Origin of the sequence: Streptomyces sp. ML-6, assembly GCF_030116705.1 — a bacterium.
Taxonomy (GTDB): Bacteria; Actinomycetota; Actinomycetes; order Streptomycetales; family Streptomycetaceae; genus Streptomyces.
Genome location: NZ_JAOTIK010000001.1, coordinates 5,780,634 through 5,800,845, shown reverse-complemented (window position 1 = coordinate 5,800,845; position 20,212 = coordinate 5,780,634). Strand labels below are relative to the sequence as shown.

The 20,212-nt window shown below is 72.0% G+C and carries 14 protein-coding genes; 1 reads left to right on the top strand and 13 read right to left on the bottom strand.

The window, feature by feature from the left end; all coding sequences use genetic code 11:
* Positions 1-364: 364 nt before the first annotated feature.
* Positions 365-2,371: an NACHT domain-containing protein gene (locus tag OCT49_RS25755; protein WP_283855945.1), complete on the top strand. Its 2,007-nt coding sequence runs from the start codon at positions 365-367 to the stop codon at positions 2,369-2,371.
* 157 nt (positions 2,372-2,528) lie between these two features.
* On the opposite strand, the gene OCT49_RS25750 is transcribed toward OCT49_RS25755, so the two are convergent.
* From OCT49_RS25750 to OCT49_RS25690, 13 genes are all read right to left on the bottom strand, one after another.
* On the bottom strand, positions 2,529-3,083 hold the full coding sequence (locus tag OCT49_RS25750) for a GNAT family N-acetyltransferase (RefSeq protein WP_283854194.1): 555 nt from the start codon (positions 3,081-3,083) through the stop codon (positions 2,529-2,531).
* Between the two features lie 74 nt (positions 3,084-3,157).
* The gene (locus tag OCT49_RS25745) at positions 3,158-5,380 is read right to left on the bottom strand and encodes an MMPL family transporter (protein WP_283854193.1); all 2,223 of its coding nucleotides are present in this window, start codon (positions 5,378-5,380) and stop codon (positions 3,158-3,160) included.
* 242 nt (positions 5,381-5,622) lie between these two features.
* Entirely contained in the window at positions 5,623-7,749 is a 2,127-nt protein-coding gene (locus OCT49_RS25740; RefSeq protein WP_283854192.1) for a phosphocholine-specific phospholipase C, read from the bottom strand.
* A 147-nt stretch (positions 7,750-7,896) separates the two neighbouring features.
* Complete coding sequence (locus OCT49_RS25735) at positions 7,897-9,144, bottom strand: SLC13 family permease (RefSeq protein ID WP_283854191.1); 1,248 nt, start codon at positions 9,142-9,144, stop codon at positions 7,897-7,899.
* A gap of 128 nt (positions 9,145-9,272) precedes the next feature.
* Positions 9,273-10,781, bottom strand: coding sequence for an Asp-tRNA(Asn)/Glu-tRNA(Gln) amidotransferase subunit GatB (gene gatB / locus OCT49_RS25730; protein ID WP_283854190.1), 1,509 nt, complete (start codon positions 10,779-10,781; stop codon positions 9,273-9,275).
* A gap of 15 nt (positions 10,782-10,796) precedes the next feature.
* Positions 10,797-11,036 (bottom strand): hypothetical protein, encoded by a 240-nt coding sequence (locus OCT49_RS25725; protein ID WP_283854189.1) that lies wholly within the window; start codon positions 11,034-11,036, stop codon positions 10,797-10,799.
* Positions 11,033-12,535: an Asp-tRNA(Asn)/Glu-tRNA(Gln) amidotransferase subunit GatA gene (gene gatA / locus OCT49_RS25720; protein WP_283854188.1), complete on the bottom strand. Its 1,503-nt coding sequence runs from the start codon at positions 12,533-12,535 to the stop codon at positions 11,033-11,035. The genes OCT49_RS25725 and gatA overlap by 4 nt, the downstream gene beginning before the upstream one ends.
* A 5-nt stretch (positions 12,536-12,540) precedes the next feature.
* The gene (gene gatC, locus OCT49_RS25715; protein WP_015036350.1) at positions 12,541-12,837 is read right to left on the bottom strand and encodes an Asp-tRNA(Asn)/Glu-tRNA(Gln) amidotransferase subunit GatC; all 297 of its coding nucleotides are present in this window, start codon (positions 12,835-12,837) and stop codon (positions 12,541-12,543) included.
* A 295-nt stretch (positions 12,838-13,132) separates the two neighbouring features.
* Positions 13,133-15,292 carry a putative bifunctional diguanylate cyclase/phosphodiesterase gene (locus OCT49_RS25710; RefSeq protein WP_283854187.1) on the bottom strand — a complete coding sequence of 720 codons (2,160 nt, stop codon included), beginning with the start codon at positions 15,290-15,292 and terminating at the stop codon, positions 13,133-13,135.
* Positions 15,293-15,610: 318 nt separating this feature from the next.
* Positions 15,611-17,803 carry an NAD-dependent DNA ligase LigA gene (gene ligA, locus OCT49_RS25705; RefSeq protein ID WP_283854186.1) on the bottom strand — a complete coding sequence of 731 codons (2,193 nt, stop codon included), beginning with the start codon at positions 17,801-17,803 and terminating at the stop codon, positions 15,611-15,613.
* Positions 17,804-17,833: 30 nt separating this feature from the next.
* Complete coding sequence (locus OCT49_RS25700) at positions 17,834-18,859, bottom strand: methionine synthase (RefSeq protein ID WP_283854185.1); 1,026 nt, start codon at positions 18,857-18,859, stop codon at positions 17,834-17,836.
* 42 nt (positions 18,860-18,901) lie between these two features.
* Positions 18,902-19,591 carry an SDR family oxidoreductase gene (locus OCT49_RS25695; RefSeq protein ID WP_283854184.1) on the bottom strand — a complete coding sequence of 230 codons (690 nt, stop codon included), beginning with the start codon at positions 19,589-19,591 and terminating at the stop codon, positions 18,902-18,904.
* 27 nt (positions 19,592-19,618) lie between these two features.
* Entirely contained in the window at positions 19,619-20,158 is a 540-nt protein-coding gene (locus OCT49_RS25690; protein WP_283854183.1) for an LOG family protein, read from the bottom strand.
* Positions 20,159-20,212: the final 54 nt, after the last annotated feature.

Below are 20,212 nucleotides of genomic sequence, written 5' to 3'. Positions count from 1 at the left end.
CGAGTCCCCCTCATCGAGTTCCGCTGAGAATTCTGCTGCGGATTCCTCGACGATTACCGCGACGAGTACCGTGACCGCATCCGTTCCCGCGCAGAATTCCAGGCAGGGCCTTGAGCAGGAATCCGGTCAGGAATCGGCTCGGGAATCGGATCAGGACCCGGCTCAGGAATCCGAACGGGGATCCGGGCCCGGTTCCGGGGCGGCTTCCCGGAGGAAGTCCGGCCCGGGATCCGGGGCCGATCGTTTCGCGTCGCCGTTACGCGGCCCCCTCCTCGCCGCCGCCGACGAACTGGCGCAGGAGATCAGGCGCCGTTGGCAACGCGAGGAGGAACACCGCCGGGTCCACGACCCGTTCCCGTTGCCGGTGCGCTGGCAGGACGCGCCCGATTCCCTGACCGACCATTCGGTGAACATCCAGCGGTTGCCGCCGGGAGCGACGCCGGGCCTGATGGACCTGAGCGGCGACCTCGGCAGTGTGGCGGAGGTCTACCGGCGGATCGGCTCGGAGCGGCTGGTGGTTCTCGGCCGGGCCGGGTCCGGCAAGTCGATCCTGACGATCAGGTTCGTCCTGGACCGGTTGGAGACCCGGGCACCGCACGACCGGGTGCCGGTGATCTTCGGCGTCGGTTCCTGGGACCCCACGGCCGTCGCGCTGCGGGACTGGCTGATCGACCGGCTGGTGCGCGACCACCCCCATCTCACCCGTCGGGCGCCCGACGGGTCGACGCTGGCCACCGCGCTGGTCGACAAGGATCTCGTGCTGCCGGTCCTGGACGGCTTCGACGAGATCGCGGAAGGGCTGCGGAGCACGGCCCTGGAGGAACTCAACTCCACCTCGATCCCGCTCGTCCTGACCAGCCGGCGCGACGAGTTCGCCGAGGCCGTCCGGGAGGCCGGGGCCCCGCTGGTCTGGGCCGCCGGTCTCGAACTGACCGACCTCACCCTCGATGACCTCGACGACTACCTGCCCCGGACGGCCCGGCCGGTCCCCCACGGCGACGGCGGGAGCACGGCGGTCTGGGCCCCCGTGCTGGAGGAACTGCGCGCCCGGGAGGGTGGGGAAACCACCCCTCTGGCCAGGGTCCTGAGCACCCCGCTCATGATCATCCTGGCGCGGACGATGTACAGCGAGGCGCCCGACCGGAATCCCGTCGAGCTGCTGGACACCGAACTCTTCCCCGACGAGAACTCCCTGGAGGAGCATCTGCTGGCGGGCTTCGTGCCGACGGTCTACCGGCGTCGCGTCGCCGAGCGGAGCGCCACCGGTCACCGGGAGCGGCACCGCGATCCGGAGCGCGCCGAGCGCTGGCTCGGCTACCTCGCCCACCACCTGGCCCGGCTCGACCGCGACCAGCAGGACCTCGCGTGGTGGCGGATCGGCGACTCGCTGCGGCTGTCCACGCGGCTGTTGTCGGTGGTGGTGGCGTCGGCGCTCTGCGTCACCCTCTCCGAGTGGCTCATCAACCTGGTCAACCTGCCGTTCCCGATCGGTCAGGGTCTCCTGCTGGGCGGTTTGCTGGGAGTGGCCGCCGGTCTCGCCTTCGGGTGCGTCCACGCGGTCCTGGCCCGGTTCGGCACCACGGCCTTCGAACCGGCCCGGGTACGACTGCGGCTGCGGTTGCCCGGCGCGGGCGCCGGCGTCGGCCGCAGACCGGTCCGTACGTTCGTCGCCCGGTTCGGCGCCGTTCTGCTGGGCGGATCCGTGATGGGCGTCGGATGCGCGTCCGCCTTCACCCTCCAGAGCTGGCTGTTCCACGAAATCCCGCTCACGGACGAGCTGGTGATCAGGAGAACGCTCATCAACATGCTGGTCCTCGGGCTGATCTTCGGGGCGGGCGCCGGACTGGTCTTCGGGCTCCTGGCCGCCCTCGAAGCACCGCTGGACGTGGCCTCCGCGGCGACCCCGGCCGGTCTGCTGGCCTCGAACCGCGCGACGGTGGTCCGGCAGGTTCTCGTACTGGCGCCGATGCTCACCGCGACGATCGCGGTCGGCGGGCATCTGTTCACCGACCTGCTCGACGGAATCCTCGGACCCCTGATCTGGAGGACGGAGGACGGGATCGTCATCGGCGCCGTCGGCGGGCTCGGCGGCACGTGCTCGTACGCGCTCTCGTTCACCGCCTGGGGGCGGTGGCTGGTCCTGGCACGGGTGTGGCTGCCGTTGACCGGCAAGCTGCCCCGGGACACGTCGGCCTTCCTGGACGACGCCTACCGCCGGGGCGTACTGCGCCGGGCCGGCGCGGTGTACCAGTTCCGCCACGTCCGGCTCCAGCACCACCTCGCCCGCTCCTACCGCGAGCACCAGCGCAAGTACGCGCCGGCCAGGTTCGGTGCCGGGGCGCAGCGGGCGCAGACGGTCCGGAGCAGGTGAGCCGGGGAGGCGCGGCACTCGTGGGGCGGGGAGGCGGCCCGGAGCAGATCAGCCGGCAAGACGCCGCGCCCGTGGGACGGCACGCCGGGAAGGCAACCCGGCACAGATGAGCCGGCAAGGCGCGGCGCCCGTTCGACGGTGCGCCGCGCCCCCGCCCTCAGTCCTTCCGCGCCCGCCACTCCGGGGCCAGCACGGACCAGATCTCCGAGTCGTGCCGCTCGCCCCGGTACGGGTAGCTCTCGCGCAGCACCCCGTCGCGCTTCATGCCGAGCCGCTCGGCCACGGCGACGCTGCGCCGGTTCGCGGCGGAGGCGATCCATTCCACCCGGTGCATGCCGCGCTCGTACACCGCCCAGTCGATCAGCTTCCGTGAGGCCCGGGTGATCAGGCCGCGCCCCTGCGCCGCCGGTTCGAGCCAGCAGCCGACCTCGCAGTTCCCCGACTCCGCGTCGAAGATCCGGAACAGGACGCCGCCGACCAGCGTGCCGTCCAGCCAGATGCCGTAGATCCGGCCCGTGTCGGCCGCCTGCTTCTCCGCGTACCTGCCGAGCAGGGCGCGCGCCGACTCCAGGTCGGTGGCGAAGGAAGCGAAGGGGATCCAGGGATCGACGAGTTCCCGGGCCCGGTCCATGTGGGCGAGGAACTCCTGTGCCTGCCAGATCTCCAGCGGACGCAGTTCCGCTCCGTCGTCACCCAGGGATATCGCGAACATCGTGCTCCTTCTCGGACTTCTCGGATCTCTCGGGCCTCTCGGGCCTCTCGGACCTCTCGGACCTCTCGGACCGCTCACATCGTCTTCGCGGCCCCCACCGCCCCATCCTCGGCCGGTTGTGCCGCCTGCGGGATCCTCGCATGCGGCACCGGCCGACCGGGAGGCTCGATGCTGATCCGCGGCAGCAGCCGGTCCAGCCAACGCGGCAGCCACCAGTTCGCCCCGCCCAGCAGATGCATCAGGGCCGGGACCAGCAGCGTGCGCAGGACGAAGGCGTCGAGGGCGACGGCGGCGGCGAGCGCGATGCCGAACATCGCGATGACCCGGTCCCCGCTGAGGACGAACGCGAGGAAGACCGAAATCATGATCACCGCCGCGGAGTTGATCACCCGGCCGGTCTCGGCGAGGCCGACCCGGACCGCCCGGCAGTTGTCGCCGGTCTCCAGCCACTCCTCGTACATCCGCCCCACCAGGAACACCTGGTAGTCCATGGACAGCCCGAAGAGCACGGACACCATGATCACCGGCAGGAACGGTTCGATGGGGCCCGCGCTGCCCAGCCCCAGCAGCTCGCTCCCCCACCCCCACTGGAAGACCGCGACAACCACCCCGAACGAGGAGGCCACGGCGGCCACGTTCATCGCCGCGGCCTTCAGCGGGATGCCGATCGACCGGAAGGCCAGCAGCAGGAGCAGACAGCCGAGCCCCGTGACGACGCCGACGAAGAGCGGGAGCTTGCCGACGATGATCCCGGCGAAGTCGTCGTAGCTCGCGGTCACTCCCCCGACATGGGCCCGGAGCGAGGTGTTCTGCGAGGCCTGGGGCAGCACGTCCGTGCGCAGCCGGTCGACCAGCTCGCTGGTCCGCTCCGACTGCGGCGACGTCTTCGGGACGACGGTGACGAAGGCCGTTTCGCCGTCGGCGCTGTACGTGACCGGGGCGGCCGAGGCCACGCCCTCGGTGGCCCGCAGCGTGGCGGGCAGGCCGTCCATCGCCAGCCGGTCGTCCGCCCCGTCCAGCCGGGCGACGATCGTCAGCGGCCCGTTGACGCCCGGCCCGAAGCCGTCGGCCAGCAGGTCGTACGCCTTCCGGGTGGTGGACGAGGCGGGGTTGTTGCCCTGGTCGGCGCTGCCCAGGTGGAGCGAGAAGGTGGGCAGGGCCAGGACCAGCATCACCACGGCGGCGATCCCGCCGAGCAGCTTGGGGTGACGTTCGACGAAGGCCGACCAGCGGGCGGCGAAGCCGGTGGGGAGTTCGGGCTGCGGCCCGTGCTCGGCGAGTCCGCGCCGCTCGCGCCGGCTCAGGGCCCGCATCCCGATGAAGGACAGCAGGGCGGGGAGCAGGGTCACGGACGCGGCCACGGTCAGGACGACGGTGAGCGAGGCGGCGACGGCCACGCCGTTGAGGAAGCCGAGTCGCAGGATCAGCATGCCGAGCAGGGCGATGCAGACCGTGGCCCCGGCGAAGACCACCGCCCGGCCGGTCGTCGCGACGGCGTCCTGCGCCGCCTCGGTGACCGTCAGACCCCTGCGCAGCCCTCTGCGGTGTCTGGTGACGATGAACAGCGCGTAGTCGATGCCGACGCCGAGCCCGATCAGCATGCCCAGCATGGGGGCGAAGTCGGCGACGGTCATCAGATGGCCGAGCAGCACGATGCCCGCGTAGGCCGTGCCGACGGAGACGAGGGCGGTGGCGATGGGCAGCATGCTGGCGGCGAGCGAGCCGAAGGCGAGGAACAGGACGACCGCCGCGACGACGACGCCGACGGCCTCACCGAGATGGACGGACGGCGCTTCGGTGAGGGCGACCGCCGAGCCGCCCACCTCCACCCGGAGGTCTTCGCCGGCCGCCGCCCTCGCGGTGTCGACGAGGGCCTGTGCCTGGGCCACCGGGATGTCGTCGACCTGCCGGTCGAAGGTGACCGTGGCGTAGGCGGTGCGTCCGTCCTCGCTGATCTGCCCGGCGCCGGCGGCCCCGTAGGGTCCGGTGACCGAGCCGACCCCGGGCAGTTCCTCGACCTCGTGCAGGGTCCGGGTCATCGTCTGGCGGACGTCGTCGGCCCGCACGGTGGAGTCGGTGGTGTGCCAGACGATGGTGTCCGTGTCCCCGCCGAGGTCGGTGAAGCCGTTCGCGAGGAGTTCGGTGGCCCGGCCGGACTCCGTGCCGGGCACCTCGTAGTCGTTGGAGTACGCGGAACCCGCGAATCCCGCCGCGGTGGCTGCTCCGCCGAGGGCGACGAGCCAGATGAGGACGGCGATGAGGCGGTGCCTGATGCACCAGCGGGCGATGGCGGCCACGGACGTGCTCCCTGCCGGTTCGTGGCCCTTCGCCGGGACAAAACATGAATTACCCGCAAAGAGCACATGACCTGAGGACTGTCACTCTGGCAGCCGATCGTGATCCTTTGTCCCTTTCGTGGCCTTATTCACATGGGACTCGTACGGGCTTATACGGAGCACATATCAGCTGATACGGGCTCATATGGGCTCCGGGCGGGGCGCCGAGCCGTCCGTCGGCGCCCCACCGTCGGGCCCCGACGTCAGCCCGAGACGCTCGCCCGGCCGTTCTCGATGTGCCCCATCAGGCGGCGCCGGAAGGCGTCGTCCCCCTCGACGGTGACGGCCAGGTCGTACCAGCCGTGCGCGTCGGCCGCCGAGTGCACCACGGTGCGGCTGCGTCCCGGCTTGACCTTGACGGTCCGGGACCGGCCCCGCAGGTCCGCCTCGTCCACGTACCCCAGGGGGCGCACGACGAAGGTGAGCACCGTGCTGCTTGTGTTGCGCAGGGTGAGGTGCAGGTTCCGCCCGTGGGCGTCGATCCGCGAGGCGACCTCGGCCCCGGCCGCCGCGCCGCCCTTCGCGGGCCCGGCGAACTCGCGCCGGAAACCGTTCGGCCCCGTCACCGTGAAGCGGTACGCGTCGCCGGCGAGCGGCACCGTCCACCGGTCCGTGCCCCGCACGTCCCGGTGCTGCGGCACGGGGAACTCGCCCGCGTACGGGTACAGCGCGAAGTGTGCGGACGAGCGGCCCGTGTTGCTGAGGTCCACCCGTACCGCGCCGTCCGCCAGCTTCGCCTGCGCGTCCGGCTGGTACGGCAGCGGGCGGGCCGGGCGGGTGCCGGGCTCCTGCACCGGCATCTGCTGCACGGCCGGCGGCTTCGGCGACCAGCGCCCGCTGAACGGCGGGATGGCGGCCGGCTGCTCCACGTCGGGCCTGCGCCGCCCGCGCCCGAAGTCGAACGCGGAGGTCAGGTCGCCGGTGACGGTGCGCCGCCACTGGCTGATGTTGGGCTCCGCCACCCCGGTCCAGCGCTCCAGGAAACGGATCACGGAGGTGTGGTCGAAGACCTCGGAGCAGACGTAGCCGCCCACCGTCCACGGCGACACGACCAGCAGCGGCACCCGGATCCCGAGGCCGGTGGGCTTGCCCTCCCACCGCTCCTCGGCCACCTCGGGAGGCGCGACGGGCGGCGGCACGTGGTCGAAGAAGCCGTCGTTCTCGTCGTAGTTGATGAGCACGGCGGTGTGCCGCCACACCTCGGGGTGCTTGCCCAGCGCGTCCAGGACCTTGTAGACGATCGTCGCGCTGTGGATCGGCGAGGAGACGCTCGGGTGCTCGGAGTCGACGGCCGACGGCACCAGGTACGAGACCTCGGGCAGGGTGCCCGCCGCCACGTCCTTGGCGAACTCCTCGGCCAGCTTCCCGGTCTCCACCCGGCGCAGCGCCCGCTCGAAGAGGCTGCGCTCGGTCTTGTCCAGGGTGGCGACGCCCTCCTCCAGCAGCCCGAACAGCCGCTGCCGCTCCGCGTCGTCGGCGGCGCGTATCGCGGCGTAGAAGGACTCCATGTACGTGTGGCCGCCGGTCCTCGCCAGCGCCTTGCGGGCGACCGCCTTGAAGGTGGCGAAGAACTCGATCTGGTTGTCGGTGAAGTTCTCCCACTCGGTGTAGGTGCGCCAGCTGCGCCCGGCCTTCTCCAGCCGTTCCGCGTAGGTGCCCCAGTCGTACCCGGGGTGCGTGCCCTCGGCGTACGCGTCGTTGCCGACGGCCCGCTTGCCGTTCGGCTCGTGGCCGGTCTTCCCGCTCCACAGGTGGTTGCGGTTGGGGCTGGTCGAGGTGTGGATGGAGGAATGGTAGGCGTCGCAGACCGTGAAGGTGTCGGCCAGCTCGTAGTGCAGCGGGATGTCCCGGCGGTCGTAGTACGCCATGGTGGCGGCCGTCTTCGCGCTCACCCAGTTGTTCATCCACCCCCCGGCCCACGCCTTGCCGCCGCCGCTCCAGGAGTGGTCGAGGGCGCCGATGTACTGGAGGTCCTTCTTCTGCGCCTCCGCCGCGTCCCGCACCGGGAACGGCAGCACGGAGCCGCCCAGCGGGGCGGGCTGCTCGAAGACCGGCCTGCCGGAGGGCAGCTCGACGGCGTTGCGGTCGCCGAAGCCCCGCACGCCCCGGAGCGTTCCGAAGTAATGGTCGAAGGAACGGTTCTCCTGCATCAGGATCACCACGTGCTTGATGGCTCCGAGCCCGTCCCGGCCGCCGGCCCCCGCCGGGTGGGCCGGCTGCGCGGCGATCGCGGCCTGCAGCGACGGCGGGAGCAGCGACCCCGCCGCCGCGGCACCGAGTGCGCCGCCGCCGAGCGCGAAGAGCCGGCGCCGTGAAATGTCCGTGGTCAAGATGGGCCTCCCGAGTCCTGATCGTTCAGCCGGGAAGCTAGCCAAGCCCGGTGGCGCGGGGAAGGACTTCGTACGGCTCCGTGGTGAACGTCCAACAGGTCGGCCGGGAAGTCCAACCCCGACCGCCTCCGGTCCCGCCGGGGCCCCTCACACCCCGATCAGTTGCAGCGCGCCCCACAGCGCCACCGTCGACGCGCCCAGGGTCGCCGGTACGGTCAGCAGCCCGAGCCGGGTGAAGTCGCCGAGCTCGGGCGGGGTGCCGTGGGCGTGCAGGATGCGGCGCCAGAGCAGGGTGGCGAGCGAGCCGACGTAGGTGAGGTTCGGGCCGAGGTTCACGCCGATCAGGGCGGCGAGCAGCGGTCCGGGCCCCGCCGCCGCGACGACCGGGAGCAGGGCGAGTATCGCGGGCAGGTTGTTGATCAGGTTGGCGAGGACGGCCGCCACCGCGGCCACCGCCAGCAGTTCGGGCAGCGAGGAGCCGTCCGGCAGGAACGCGTCGATCCCGGCGCCCAGGCCGTTGTCCACCACCGCCCGGACCACGACGCCCAGCGCGAGGACGAACAGGCAGAACAGCGGGTGGGCTGAGCGAACGATTCTGCTGACGGTGGTGTCGCGCCTGGCCAGTGCGCGGACCGCCAGCACCCCGGCGCCCGCCAGCGCCGCCCACAGCGGTTCCGCGCCCGCGAACGAGGTGATGACGAATCCGCCCAGGGTGAGGGCGAGGACGACGAGCGTGAAGACGGGGACGGCCGGGCGGGCCTCCTCCGGTTCCGGCGGGTGCGCGCCCGCGGCCAGGTCGGTGGCGAAGAACCGGCGCAGGACGGCGTACTCGACGGCGATCGCGGCCAGCCACGGCAGGGTCATCAGCGCGGCGAACCGGGTGAAGGAGAGGCCGCTCGCGGTGAACGCCAGCAGGTTCGTGAGGTTGGAGACCGGCAGCAGCAGGGACGCCGAGTTGGCGAGGTGCGCGCAGGCGTGGACGTACGGGCGGGGGCGGGCGCCCACCCGGGCGGCGGTGGCGAGGACGACCGGGGTCAGCAGGACGACGGTCGCGTCCAGGCTGAGCACGGCGGTGATCGCGGAGGCGACGAAGAAGACCCCGCCGAGGAGGGGGCCGGTCCGTCCCCGGCAGGCGCGCGCGACCAGGTCGCCGGCGGCCTTGAACAGCCCCTCGTCCGCGCAGAGCTGCGCCAGCACCAGGATCGCCGCGAGGAACCCGACGACCGGGAGCAGGCTGTCCACCTGGGCGCGGGCCTCCGGCCACGGAACCGCACCGGCCACGACGACCAGCACGGCGGCGGGTACGGCGGCGGTCGCTTCCGGCAGCCCCCGCGGGCGCAGTACGGCGAAGGCCAGCACGCCGAGCAGGAGGGCGACGGAGACGGTCTCGGTCATGACGGTGTTCAACGGGCTCTCCGGACACAGGTGAAGGGGCGGTGCACCGGTGATCGGTGTGCACCGCCCCTCCGGGGACGTGATTCACGGCTTCCCCGGCCGTGCGGGACGGCCGGGGCGCGGGCGGATCAGCCCTCGACGCCGAGCTTCTCCAGGATCAGCTCGCGCACGCGGGCCGCGTCCGCCTGGCCGCGGGTGGCCTTCATGACCGCGCCGACGAGCGCGCCCGCCGCCGCGACCTTGCCGCCGCGGATCTTGTCCGCGATGGCCGCGTTGGCGGCGATGGCCTCGTCCACGGCCGCGGACAGCGCGCCCTCGTCGGAGACGACCTTCAGGCCGCGCTTCTCGACGACGGTGTCCGGGTCGCCCTCGCCCGCGAGGACGCCCTCGATGACCTGGCGGGCCAGCTTGTCGTTGAGGTCGCCCGAGGCGACGAGCTCGGCCACTCTGGCGACCTGCGCCGGGGTGATGGGCAGCTCGTCGAGGCCGCGGCCGGTCTCGTTGGCGTTGCGGGCCAGCTCGCCCATCCACCACTTGCGGGCCTGGTCCGAGGGGGCGCCCGCGTCGGTCGTGGCGACGATCAGGTCAACCGCGCCGGCGTTGAGGATGGACTGCATGTCGTGCTCGGAGACGCCCCACTCCTCCTTGAGCCGGTTGCGGCGCAGCCGGGGCAGCTCGGGCAGCCCCTTGCGGAGCTCCTCGACCCACTCGCGGGCCGGGGCGACCGGCACCAGGTCGGGCTCGGGGAAGTAGCGGTAGTCCTCGGCGTTGTCCTTGATACGGCCGGATGTGGTGGAGCCGTCCTCCTCGTGGAAGTGCCGGGTCTCCTGCACGACCGTGCCGCCGGAGGACAGCACCGCGGCGTGGCGCTGCATCTCGAAGCGGACGGCGCGCTCGACGGAACGCAGCGAGTTCACGTTCTTCGTCTCGGAGCGCGTACCGAACGTCTCGGTGCCGTGCGGGCGCAGCGACAGGTTGACGTCGCAGCGCATCTGGCCCATCTCCATCCGGGCCTCGGAGACGCCGAGCGCCTTGATGAGCTCGCGGAGCTCGGCGACGTACGCCTTGGCGACCTCGGGGGCGCGGGCGCCCGCGCCCTCGATCGGCTTGGTGACGATCTCGATGAGCGGGATGCCCGCGCGGTTGTAGTCGAGCAGGGAGTGGGACGCGCCGTGGATGCGGCCGGTGGCGCCGCCGACGTGGGTCGACTTGCCGGTGTCCTCCTCCATGTGGGCGCGCTCGATGTGGACCCGGAAGACCTCCCCGTCCTCCAGCTGGACGTCCAGGTAGCCGTTGTAGGCGATCGGCTCGTCGTACTGGGAGGTCTGGAAGTTCTTCGGCATGTCCGGATAGAAGTAGTTCTTCCGGGCGAAGCGGCACCACTCGGCGATCTCGCAGTTCAGCGCGAGGCCGATCTTGATGGCGGACTCGACGCCGATCTCGTTGACGACCGGGAGGGCGCCGGGCAGGCCGAGGCAGACCGGGCAGGTCTGGGAGTTGGCGTCCTGCTTGAGCTCGGTGGAGCAGCCGCAGAACATCTTGGTCTTGGTGCCGAGCTCGACATGGACCTCCAGGCCCATGACGGGGTCGTAGGACGCGAGCGCGTCCTCGTACGACACCAGGTCGGTGACAGTCACGGTGAAACTTCCCTCTCAGCCCAGCAGTACGTCGTCGTCGCCGATGCGCTTGAGCTCGCGCAGCAGCAGGGCGACGCCGGTGGCGATGGCGGCGGCGGAGACAACGGCGTCGACCAGTCGGAGCGTGTCGTGCTCGGCACGCGCCTTCCGGGCCTGCTTGAGCACGCTGACCGCCCCGAAGGCGGTGGTGCCGATGGACAGGTAGGTACCGGTCTTGGACTTCTTGAAGCCCTTGGCCTTGGTCAGTGCACTCACAGTGACGGAGCCTCCTCCAGCAGCGGGTGTCCCCACTTTTTCACGAAGGCGGCCTCGACGGCGGCTCCGACCTTGTACAGCCGGTCGTCCTTCATGGCGGGGGCGATGATCTGCAGTCCGACCGGCAGCCCGTCCTCGGGGGCCAGGCCGCAGGGCAGCGACATGGCGGCGTTGCCCGCGAGGTTGGTCGGGATGGTGCACAGGTCCGCGAGGTACATCGCCATCGGGTCGTCGGCGCGCTCGCCGATCGGGAAGGCGGTGGTGGGCGTCGTCGGGGAGACGATGACGTCCACCTGTTCGAAGGCCTTCTCGAACTCCCGGGTGATGAGGGTGCGGACCTTCTGCGCCGAACCGTAGTACGCGTCGTAGTAGCCGGAGCTGAGGGCGTACGTGCCGAGGATGACGCGGCGCTTGACCTCGTCGCCGAAGCCGGCCTCGCGGGTGAGCGCGGTGACCTCCTCGGCGGACTTCGTGCCGTCGTCGCCGACCCGCAGGCCGTAGCGCATGGCGTCGAAGCGGGCCAGGTTGGAGGAACACTCGGACGGCGCGATCAGGTAGTACGCCGACAGGGCCAGGTCGAAGGACGGGCAGTCCAGCTCGACGATCGTGGCGCCGAGCGACTTCAGCAGCTCGACCGACTCGTTGAAGCGCTGGACGACACCGGCCTGGTAGCCCTCGCCGGCGAACTGCTTGACGACGCCGACGCGCATGCCCTCGACGCTGCCGTTGCGGGCGGCCTCGACGACCGGCGGGACCGGGGCGTCGATGGACGTGGAGTCCATCGGGTCGTGCCCGGCGATCGCCTCGTGCAGCAGGGCCGCGTCCAGGACGGTACGGGCGCAGGGCCCGCCCTGGTCCAGGGAGCTGGAGAACGCCACCATGCCGTAGCGGGAGACGCCGCCGTAGGTGGGCTTGACGCCGACGGTGCCGGTGACGGCGGCGGGCTGGCGGATGGAGCCGCCGGTGTCCGTGCCGATGGCGAGCGGGGCCTCGTACGAGGCGAGGGCGGCCGAGGAGCCGCCGCCGGAGCCGCCGGGGATGCGGGTGAGGTCCCACGGGTTGCCGGTCGGGCCGTAGGCGCTGTTCTCGGTGGAGGACCCCATGGCGAACTCGTCCATGTTGGTCTTGCCGAGGATGACGACGTCGGCGGCCTTCAGCTTCTGGGTGAGGGTCGCGTCGTACGGCGGGATCCAGCCCTCGAGGATCTTGGAGCCGACGGTGGTCGGCATGTCCTTCGTGGTGAAGATGTCCTTCAGCGCGAGCGGGACGCCGGCCAGCGGGCCGAGCTTCTCGCCGGCCGCCTTCTTCGCGTCGACGGCGCGGGCCTGCGCGAGGGCGCCCTCGCGGTCGACGTGCAGGAAGGCGTGGACCTTCTCGTCGACCGCGTCGATCCGGGCCAGGTGGGCCTCGGTGACCTGGACGGCCGTCAGCTCGCCGGAGGCGATCCGCGCGGCGATCTCGGCGGCGGTGAGCTTGATGATGGTGCTGTGGTCCGTCATGGCTGTTAGTCCTCCCCCAGGATCTGCGGCACCTTGAAACGCTGCTGCTCCTGGGCCGGGGCGCCGGAGAGCGCCTGCTCGGGGGTGAGCGACGGACGGACCTCGTCCGCGCGCATGACGTTGGTCAGCGGCAGCGGGTGGGAGGTCGGCGGTACGTCTTGGTCGGCGACCTCGGAGACGCGGGCGACCGCGCCGATGATGTCGTCGAGCTGTCCGGCGAAGTGATCGAGCTCTTCGCCCTTCAGCTCCAGACGCGCCAGCCGGGCGAGGTGGGCGACCTCCTCGCGCGTGATGCCAGGCATGCAGCGATCCTCAGGGGTTGGTGTGTGGTTTTGGCCCAATCCTATGGGGTAGCCCGCCGCCGCTCCCGCCACCCGGGCGAACACCCTGATCGGACCAGGATTTCCCCGGCCCCCTGCACCTGGCCACCCGGCCTGCCGCGCCCGGCCGCCCCGGCCCGCCCACCGTGCCCCGGCCCGCCGCATCCGGCCGCCCCGCCCCGCCGCGTCCCGGCCCGCCCTCGTGCCCCGGCCCGGCCCGGCCCGCCGCGCGGGACCGAGCGGGGCGGGACCGGGCGGGGCGAGCCGGGGCACGGCCTCAGGTCGTGGCGGGGCGGGAGTCGATTGCCCGGCCGGAGGGCCGCTGTTCCAGCTCCGGGGGCGCACCGGCGGCTGCGGCGGCGGCCGCGGCCGCAGCGGCCAACTCGGCGGGCCGGCGCCAGCCGTGCTCTCCCCGCGCCCGGAGCCAGGCCGTCGTCTCCTGGGGCGGCATCGCCGCGGCGACCAGCCACCCCTGCACCGCGTCGCAGCGCAGGTCCCGCAGCCGCTCCCAGGTCTCGTCGTCCTCGACGCCCTCCGCGACGACCAGCAGGCCCAGCGAGTGCGCCAGGTCGATGGTGCAGCGGACGATCTCGGCGTCCTCGTTGTCGACGGCCAGCCGGGCCACGAACGACCGGTCGATCTTCAGCTCGCTGACCGGCAGCCGCCGCAGGTGGACCAGCGAGGAGTAGCCGGTGCCGAAGTCGTCGAGGGACATCTTCACGCCGTGTCCGGTCAGTCCGGCGAGCGTGTCGGCGGCGCGCTGCGGGTCCTCCAGCAGCACGTGCTCCGTTATCTCCAGCTGCAGCGCGCCGGCCGGGACGCCGTGCCGGGCGAGCCGAGCCGCGACACCGCCCGCGAAACCGGGGGTGTGGACGTCGCGCGGGGAGACGTTGACCGCGACCGGGACGAACAGGCCCTGCGCCCGCCACCGGGCGACCTGGGCCAGCGCCGTCTCCAGCACGTACTCCGTGAGGTGCGGCATCAGGCCGGACGACTCGGCGATGGCGATGAACTCGTCCGGGGGGACCCGCCCGCGCTCCGGGTGCACCCAGCGCACCAGCGCCTCCAGGCCGGCCACCTGGCCGTCGAAGCGGACCTTCGGCTGGTAGTGCAGCTCGACCTCGCCCGCGTCCAGCGCCCGGCGCAGGTCGCCCAGGAGTCCGAGCCGGTCCGGGGTGTTGCTGTCCCGCTTGGACTCGTACACCTCGACACCCGTACGGTCGCGCTTGGCCTGGTACATCGCCACGTCCGCGCGTCTGAGCAGCCCCTCGGCGTCCAGTGCGTGGTCCGGGTGGACGGCCACCCCGGCGCTGGCCTCCAGCACCAGGGTCAGGCCGTCCAGGTCCAGCGGGGAGGACAGCTCGGCGACCAGGTGGCGGGCGACCCGCTGGGCGCTGGTGATGGAGTCCGCGGTGGGCAGGAGCACGGCGAACTCGTCGCCGCCGAGCCGGGCGGCCTCCGCCCCCCGGGGCAGCGCGAGTCTCAGCCGTTCGGCTATCTGCAGCAGCAGCCGGTCCCCCGCCAGATGGCCGAGAGTGTCGTTGACCGCGCGGAAGCGGTCGAGGTCGATCAGGACGAGGGCGGATCTGGTGCCGGTGGACTCGGCGTCCTCCAGCGCCGTCCAGGTGCGTTCCAGCAGCCACTGCCGGTTGGGCAGGCCGGTCAGGGGGTCGCGCAGTTGTTCCTCGGCCCGGGCCCGGGCGATCCAGAGCGCGGAGTCCAGGGCGATCAGCGGGACCGCGAAGAGCGGCAGGAGCAGGGGGGTGGCCATCGCGACGACGCAGATCAGCGGCGCGATGCCGAACAGGGCGAGGGCGACGAGCCCCTGGCGCAGCAGGGTGCTGCGGGCGATGGTCGGCAGCCCGCCGCCCTGGGGTGTCCTCGCGTACCACAGCAGGACCCGGGTCACCAGAAGATAGGTGGAGGCGGCCAGGAGTACTTCCGGTACCGCGGCGATGCCCCAGTCGAGTGGCTGCCAGGGCGACTCGACGGTCTGCGCCTCGCCGAACGCGGCGAGCACCAGGGCGGCCGCGCCGATGCCGAGGATGTCGACGGCGCCGTGCAGCAGCCCTTGCCACCAGCGGTGTCTGCGGGCGACGCCGACCAGGACGACGACGATCAGGCTGACCAGCCCGGCGGGCACCCAGCCGTAGAGCAGCAGCACGGCCAGGGTGAGCGCGGCGCCGGAGCCGGTCCCTCCCCACCAGCGGTCGCGGCCGAGCGCGACCAGGTGGCCGACGATGATCCCGGTCAGGACGGCGAGCGCCCAGCCGGGCTCGCCGTCGGGGAAGAGCGCGCGCCCCTCGCTCACGGTCCGGTAGAAACCGGTCGCGAGCTGGGCGACGGCGATCACCACGAAGACGGCCCCCACTTTCGGCGTGAGGCCGACGAAACCTTGCAGCCGCGACACCGGTGCGGCGCTCTCGGTCGGTTTCATTCCGTCCCTCTCACAGCCGGCGGTGCCGATGTCACCCGATGGTTCCGCTCCATGCCGCGCTGCCCGGTTTCCCACCCCGCGGCCGAACACGGCAGGTGTACGTCTCAACAGTAGGCCGGGAAGGGCCCCTACGGGCAGCGCTCGGACGCTGTTGCCCGAATGCGAACCGACCATCCGTCAACATCTGGTATGCGCCGATCGGGTGAACCCACCCCCAGGGCGACCTGCTTGTCCAGATTGATGGCGAGACGCCCCTTGTTCACCCTTCTGTTCGTGCGGCCTGTTCCCCCTCCGCCCGGCCTGTCCGGCCTCCGCCGGTCACCCGGCCGGCTCCTCGGCCCGTACGGCCGCCTCGCGCGCCGCGTCGGGCCCCTGTTCGAGGAGGACGGCGAAACCGTCCTCGTCCAGCACCGGCACCTTCAGCTGCATCGCTTTGTCGTACTTCGAGCCGGGGTTGTCGCCGACGACCACGAAGGCGGTCTTCTTCGACACGGATCCCGTCACCTTGGCACCCAGCTTCTGGAGCGCCTCTTTCGCTCCATCCCTGGTGTGCCCGTCCAGCGTGCCGGTGACGACGACGGTGAGTCCGTCGAGCGGGCGCGGCCCCGTGTCCTCCCCCGGCTCCTCGTCCGCCATCCGGACCCCGGCCTCGCGCCACTTGCGGAGGATCTCCCGATGCCAGTCCTCGGCGAACCACTGCTTCACGGAGGCCGCGATGACCGGCCCGACCCCGTCGGCGTCGGACAGCTCCTGCTCGGTCGCCTCCTCGATCCGGTCGATGGAACGGAACTGACGGGCCAGCTCCGCGGCGGCGACCGGGCCCACGTGGCGGACGGAGAGACCGGTGAGGATCCGGGCCAGCGGGGCGTTCTTGGCCGCGGCAATGGCGTCGAGCATGGCGAGGGCGTTCTTCCTCGGTTCGCCCTGCTGGTTGGCGAAGACCAGGGCGGTCTTCTCCTCGCCGGTCTCCGGGTCGCGCTTGGGCAGCCCGCTGACCGGGTCCAGGACGTAGGCGCGGATCGGCAGCAGTTCCTCGATCGTCAGTCCGAACAGATCGCCCTCGTCGTGCAGCGGCGGCTCGTCGGGTTCGAGCGGCCTGGTCAGGGCGGCGGCCACGACGTAGCCGAAGTGGTCGATGTCGAGGGCCTTGCGGCCCGCGAGGTAGGCGACCCGCTCGCGCAACTGGGCGGGGCAGGAGCGGGCGTTGGGGCAGCGGAGGTCGATGTCGGCCTCCTTCATGGGCTTCAGCGCCGTACCGCACTCGGGGCAGTGCGTCGGCATCACGAAGGCCCGCTCGGTGCCGTCGCGCAGGTCGACGACCGGGCCGAGGATCTCCGGGATCACGTCGCCCGCCTTGCGGATCACCACCGTGTCCCCGATGAGGACGCCCTTCGCCTTCACCACGTTCTGGTTGTGCAGGGTGGCGAACTCGACCTCGGAGCCCGCCACTTCCACCGGCTCGACCTGCGCGTACGGCGTGACCCGGCCGGTCCGGCCGACGCCCACCCGGATGTTGACCAGTTTGGTGTTGGCCTCCTCGGGGGCGTACTTCCAGGCGATCGCCCAGCGCGGGGCGCGCGAGGTGGAGCCGAGCCGGCCCTGGAGCGGGATCTCGTCGAGCTTGACGACGACGCCGTCGATCTCGTGCTCCACGGAGTGGCGGTGCTCGCCGAAGTGCGCGATGAACTCCCTTACCCCGTCGAGGGAGTCCACCACCTTGTTGTGCCCGGAGGTGGGCAGGCCCCATTCGTGCAGCAGCTCGTAGGCGTGCGAGAGGCGGTCGATGTCGAAGCCCTCGCGGGCGCCGATGCCGTGCACCACCATGTGCAGCGGCCGGGTGGCGGTGACCTTCGGGTCCTTCTGGCGCAGTGAACCGGCCGCCGCGTTGCGCGGGTTGGCGAAGGGTTTGTCGCCCGCCTCGATGAGCCGGGCGTTGAGCCCGTCGAAGGCCGCCATCGGGAAGAAGACCTCGCCGCGGATCTCGACCAGCTCCGGGATCCGGTCGCCCTTCAGCCGGTGCGGGATGCCGGCGATCGTGCGGATGTTGGGGGTGATGTCCTCGCCGGTGCGGCCGTCGCCCCGGGTCGCGGCCCGGGTCAGCAGGCCGTGTTCGTAGGTGAGGTTGACCGCCAGACCGTCGACCTTCAGCTCGCACAGGAAGTGGTGGTCGGCCGTGCCGACCTCCTTCGCGATCCGCTCGCCCCAGGCGGCCAGCTTCGCGTCGTCGAAGGCGTTGTCCAGCGAGAGCATCCGTTCGCGGTGCTCGACGGAGGTGAATTCCGTGCGGTACGGCCCGGCGACCTTCTGGGTCGGCGAATCCGGCGTGCGCAGCTGGGGGTAGGTGTCCTCCAGGGCCTCCAGCTCGCGCATCAGCCGGTCGAACTCGGCGTCGCTGACGACCGGCTGGTCCTTCACGTAGTACCGGAAGCGGTGCTCCTCGATCTGCTCGGCGAGGAGTGCGTGCTGCTCCTGGGCCCGTGCGGGCACCGCCGTCTGCTGTTCGCCGGCCATCGTCTCGTCCTCCCGTTGCCCGTTGCCCCGTTACTCAGGGTTGTCCGCGAGGGATCTCGCGGCCCGGACGCAGTGGGCGAGCACGGCGCGCGCGTACGCGGGCGAGGCACCCGCGAGCCCGCACGACGGGGTGATGACCACGGACTCCGACAGGGTCCCCGGATTCAGCCCCAGCCTGCGCCACAGCGTCCTGACACCCATGACGCTACCGCCCGGGTCCGACAATCCGCCCGAGGCCGGGTCCGTGCCCGGCACCACCCCGAGGAGGAGCCGGGTGCCGCCCTCGACGGCCTCGCCGATCGCCTCCTCCTCACGCTCGGTGAGCAGCGCGAGGTCGAACGAGATGCCGTCGGCCCCGGCCCGGCGCAGCAGCGCGAACGGTACGCCGGGGGCGCAGGTGTGGACGAGCGTCGCCCCGTCCCCGGCCGCCCCCAGGACGTCGCGCAGGGTGCCCTCCACGATCTGGCGGTCCACGGCCCGGTGGGTGCGGTAGCCGCTCGCCGTCCTGACCTGTCCGCGCAGCACGGCGGTCAGCGACGGTTCGTCGAGCTGGAGGACCACCTGGGCGCCGGGCACCCTGCGCCGTACCTCCGCGAGGTGGGCGCGCAGCCCCTCCGCCAGCGAGGCCGCCAGGTCGCGGCAGGCCCCGGGGTCGCCGAGGACGGCCTCGCCGCCCCGGCGTTCCAGGGCGGCGGCCAGCGTCCAGGGGCCGACGGCCTGGACCTTGAGCGGTCCCTCGTACCCCTGGGTGAACTCCTCCAGGGCGTCCAGGTCCTCGCCGAGCCAGGACCGGGCGCGGCGGGTGTCGCGACCGGGCCGGTCGCTGATCCGCCAGCCGCTGGGCTCGACGTGGCCGTACAGTTCGACGAGCAGCCCGACGGTCCGCCCGATCATGTCCGCCCCGGGGCCGCGGGCGGGCAGTTCCGCCAGGTACGGCAGGCCCTCGCCGCCCGCGAAGGAACCGGTGACGGTCTTCGCCGCCTCCCGGGCGTCTCCCCCGGGCATGGATCCGATCCCGGTGGCCGGGCAACCCCTCAACTCGTTCTTCTCGCTCACAGGGGGAAGCCTAGGGCGTGTTTCGGAGGTCCCGGGTTCCGGTCAGCGGCCGGGGCGCACCGTCAGGTCGTTGACCTCGGCGTCACGCGGCAGGTCGAGGGCCATCAGGATGGTGGTGGCCACCGACTCCGGGTCGATCCAGCGGGAGGCGTCGTACTCCTTGCCCTCCTGCTGGTGGACCTTGGCCTGCATGGGGCTGGCAGTGCGCCCCGGGTAGACGGAGGTCACCCGGACGCCGTGCTCGTGCTCCTCGTGGCGCAGCGAGTCGGCGAGTGCCTTCAGGCCGTGCTTGCTCGCGGCGTACGCGCTCCACTCGGCGTGCGCCACGAGGCCCGCGCCGGAGTTCACGAAGAGCACGTGCCCCTGGGAGACGCGCAGTTGGGGCAGGAGGAGGCGGGTCAGCTCGGCGGGCGCGACCAGGTTGGTGTTGAGCTGGAAGTGCCACGCCTTGGGGGTGAGGTCGCCGACCCTGCCGAGTTCCACGACCCCCGCGACGTGCAGCAGCGAGTCGATCCGCTCCGGCATCGCCTGCTGGGCGAAGGCCCAGGACAGCCGGTCCGGGTTGGAGAGGTCGCCGACGAGCGTGCGGGCCCCGGGGTGGAGCGCGGCCAGTTCCTTGGCGCGGGCCGCGTCCCTGGCCAGCAGCACGGTCTCGTCGCCGCGCTCCAGGAGTCGACGGGCCACGGCTGCGCCGATGCCGGAACCGGCGCCGGTGATGACATGAGTGGGCATTTCCTCATGATCTCACCCGCCGCCGCGTCACTGCAGACCGGACCACTCCTCCAGGTGGGCCAGGGCGCCCACGCCATCCTTCGCGAAGAACACCAGGTCGGTGAGCGGGATCGGCAGGAAGCCCTCGTCCTCCATGCGCTGGAACTGCTGGCGCAGCCCGTCGTAGAAGCCCTCCGTGTTGAGCAGGACCACCGGCTTGTCGTGTTTGCCGTGCTTCTTCAGCTCCAGGATCTCGGTCGCCTCGTCGAGCGTCCCGGTGCCGCCCACCATGATCACGATCGCGTCGGCCTTCTCCAGGAGCAGCGCCTTGCGCTCGGCGAGGTCGCGTGCGATCACCATCTCGTCCGCGTCGGCCCGTGCCTTCGCCGCCAGGAAGTCGACCGACACCCCCACCAGCCGTCCGCCCGCCTCCTGCACCCCGTCGGCGACGACCTTCATCAGTCCGCTCTCCGAACCTCCCCAGACCAGGGTGTGCCCGCCCCTGCCGATCAGTTCGGCGAATTCGCGGGCGGGCCGGGTGTAGCGGTCGTCGAGGTCGGCGGCGGAGAGGAAAACACAGATCTTCATGCAGACACGGTAAGGGCCGCCGCCGACATCTCCGGCGCCGGGGAAGAAACCGGC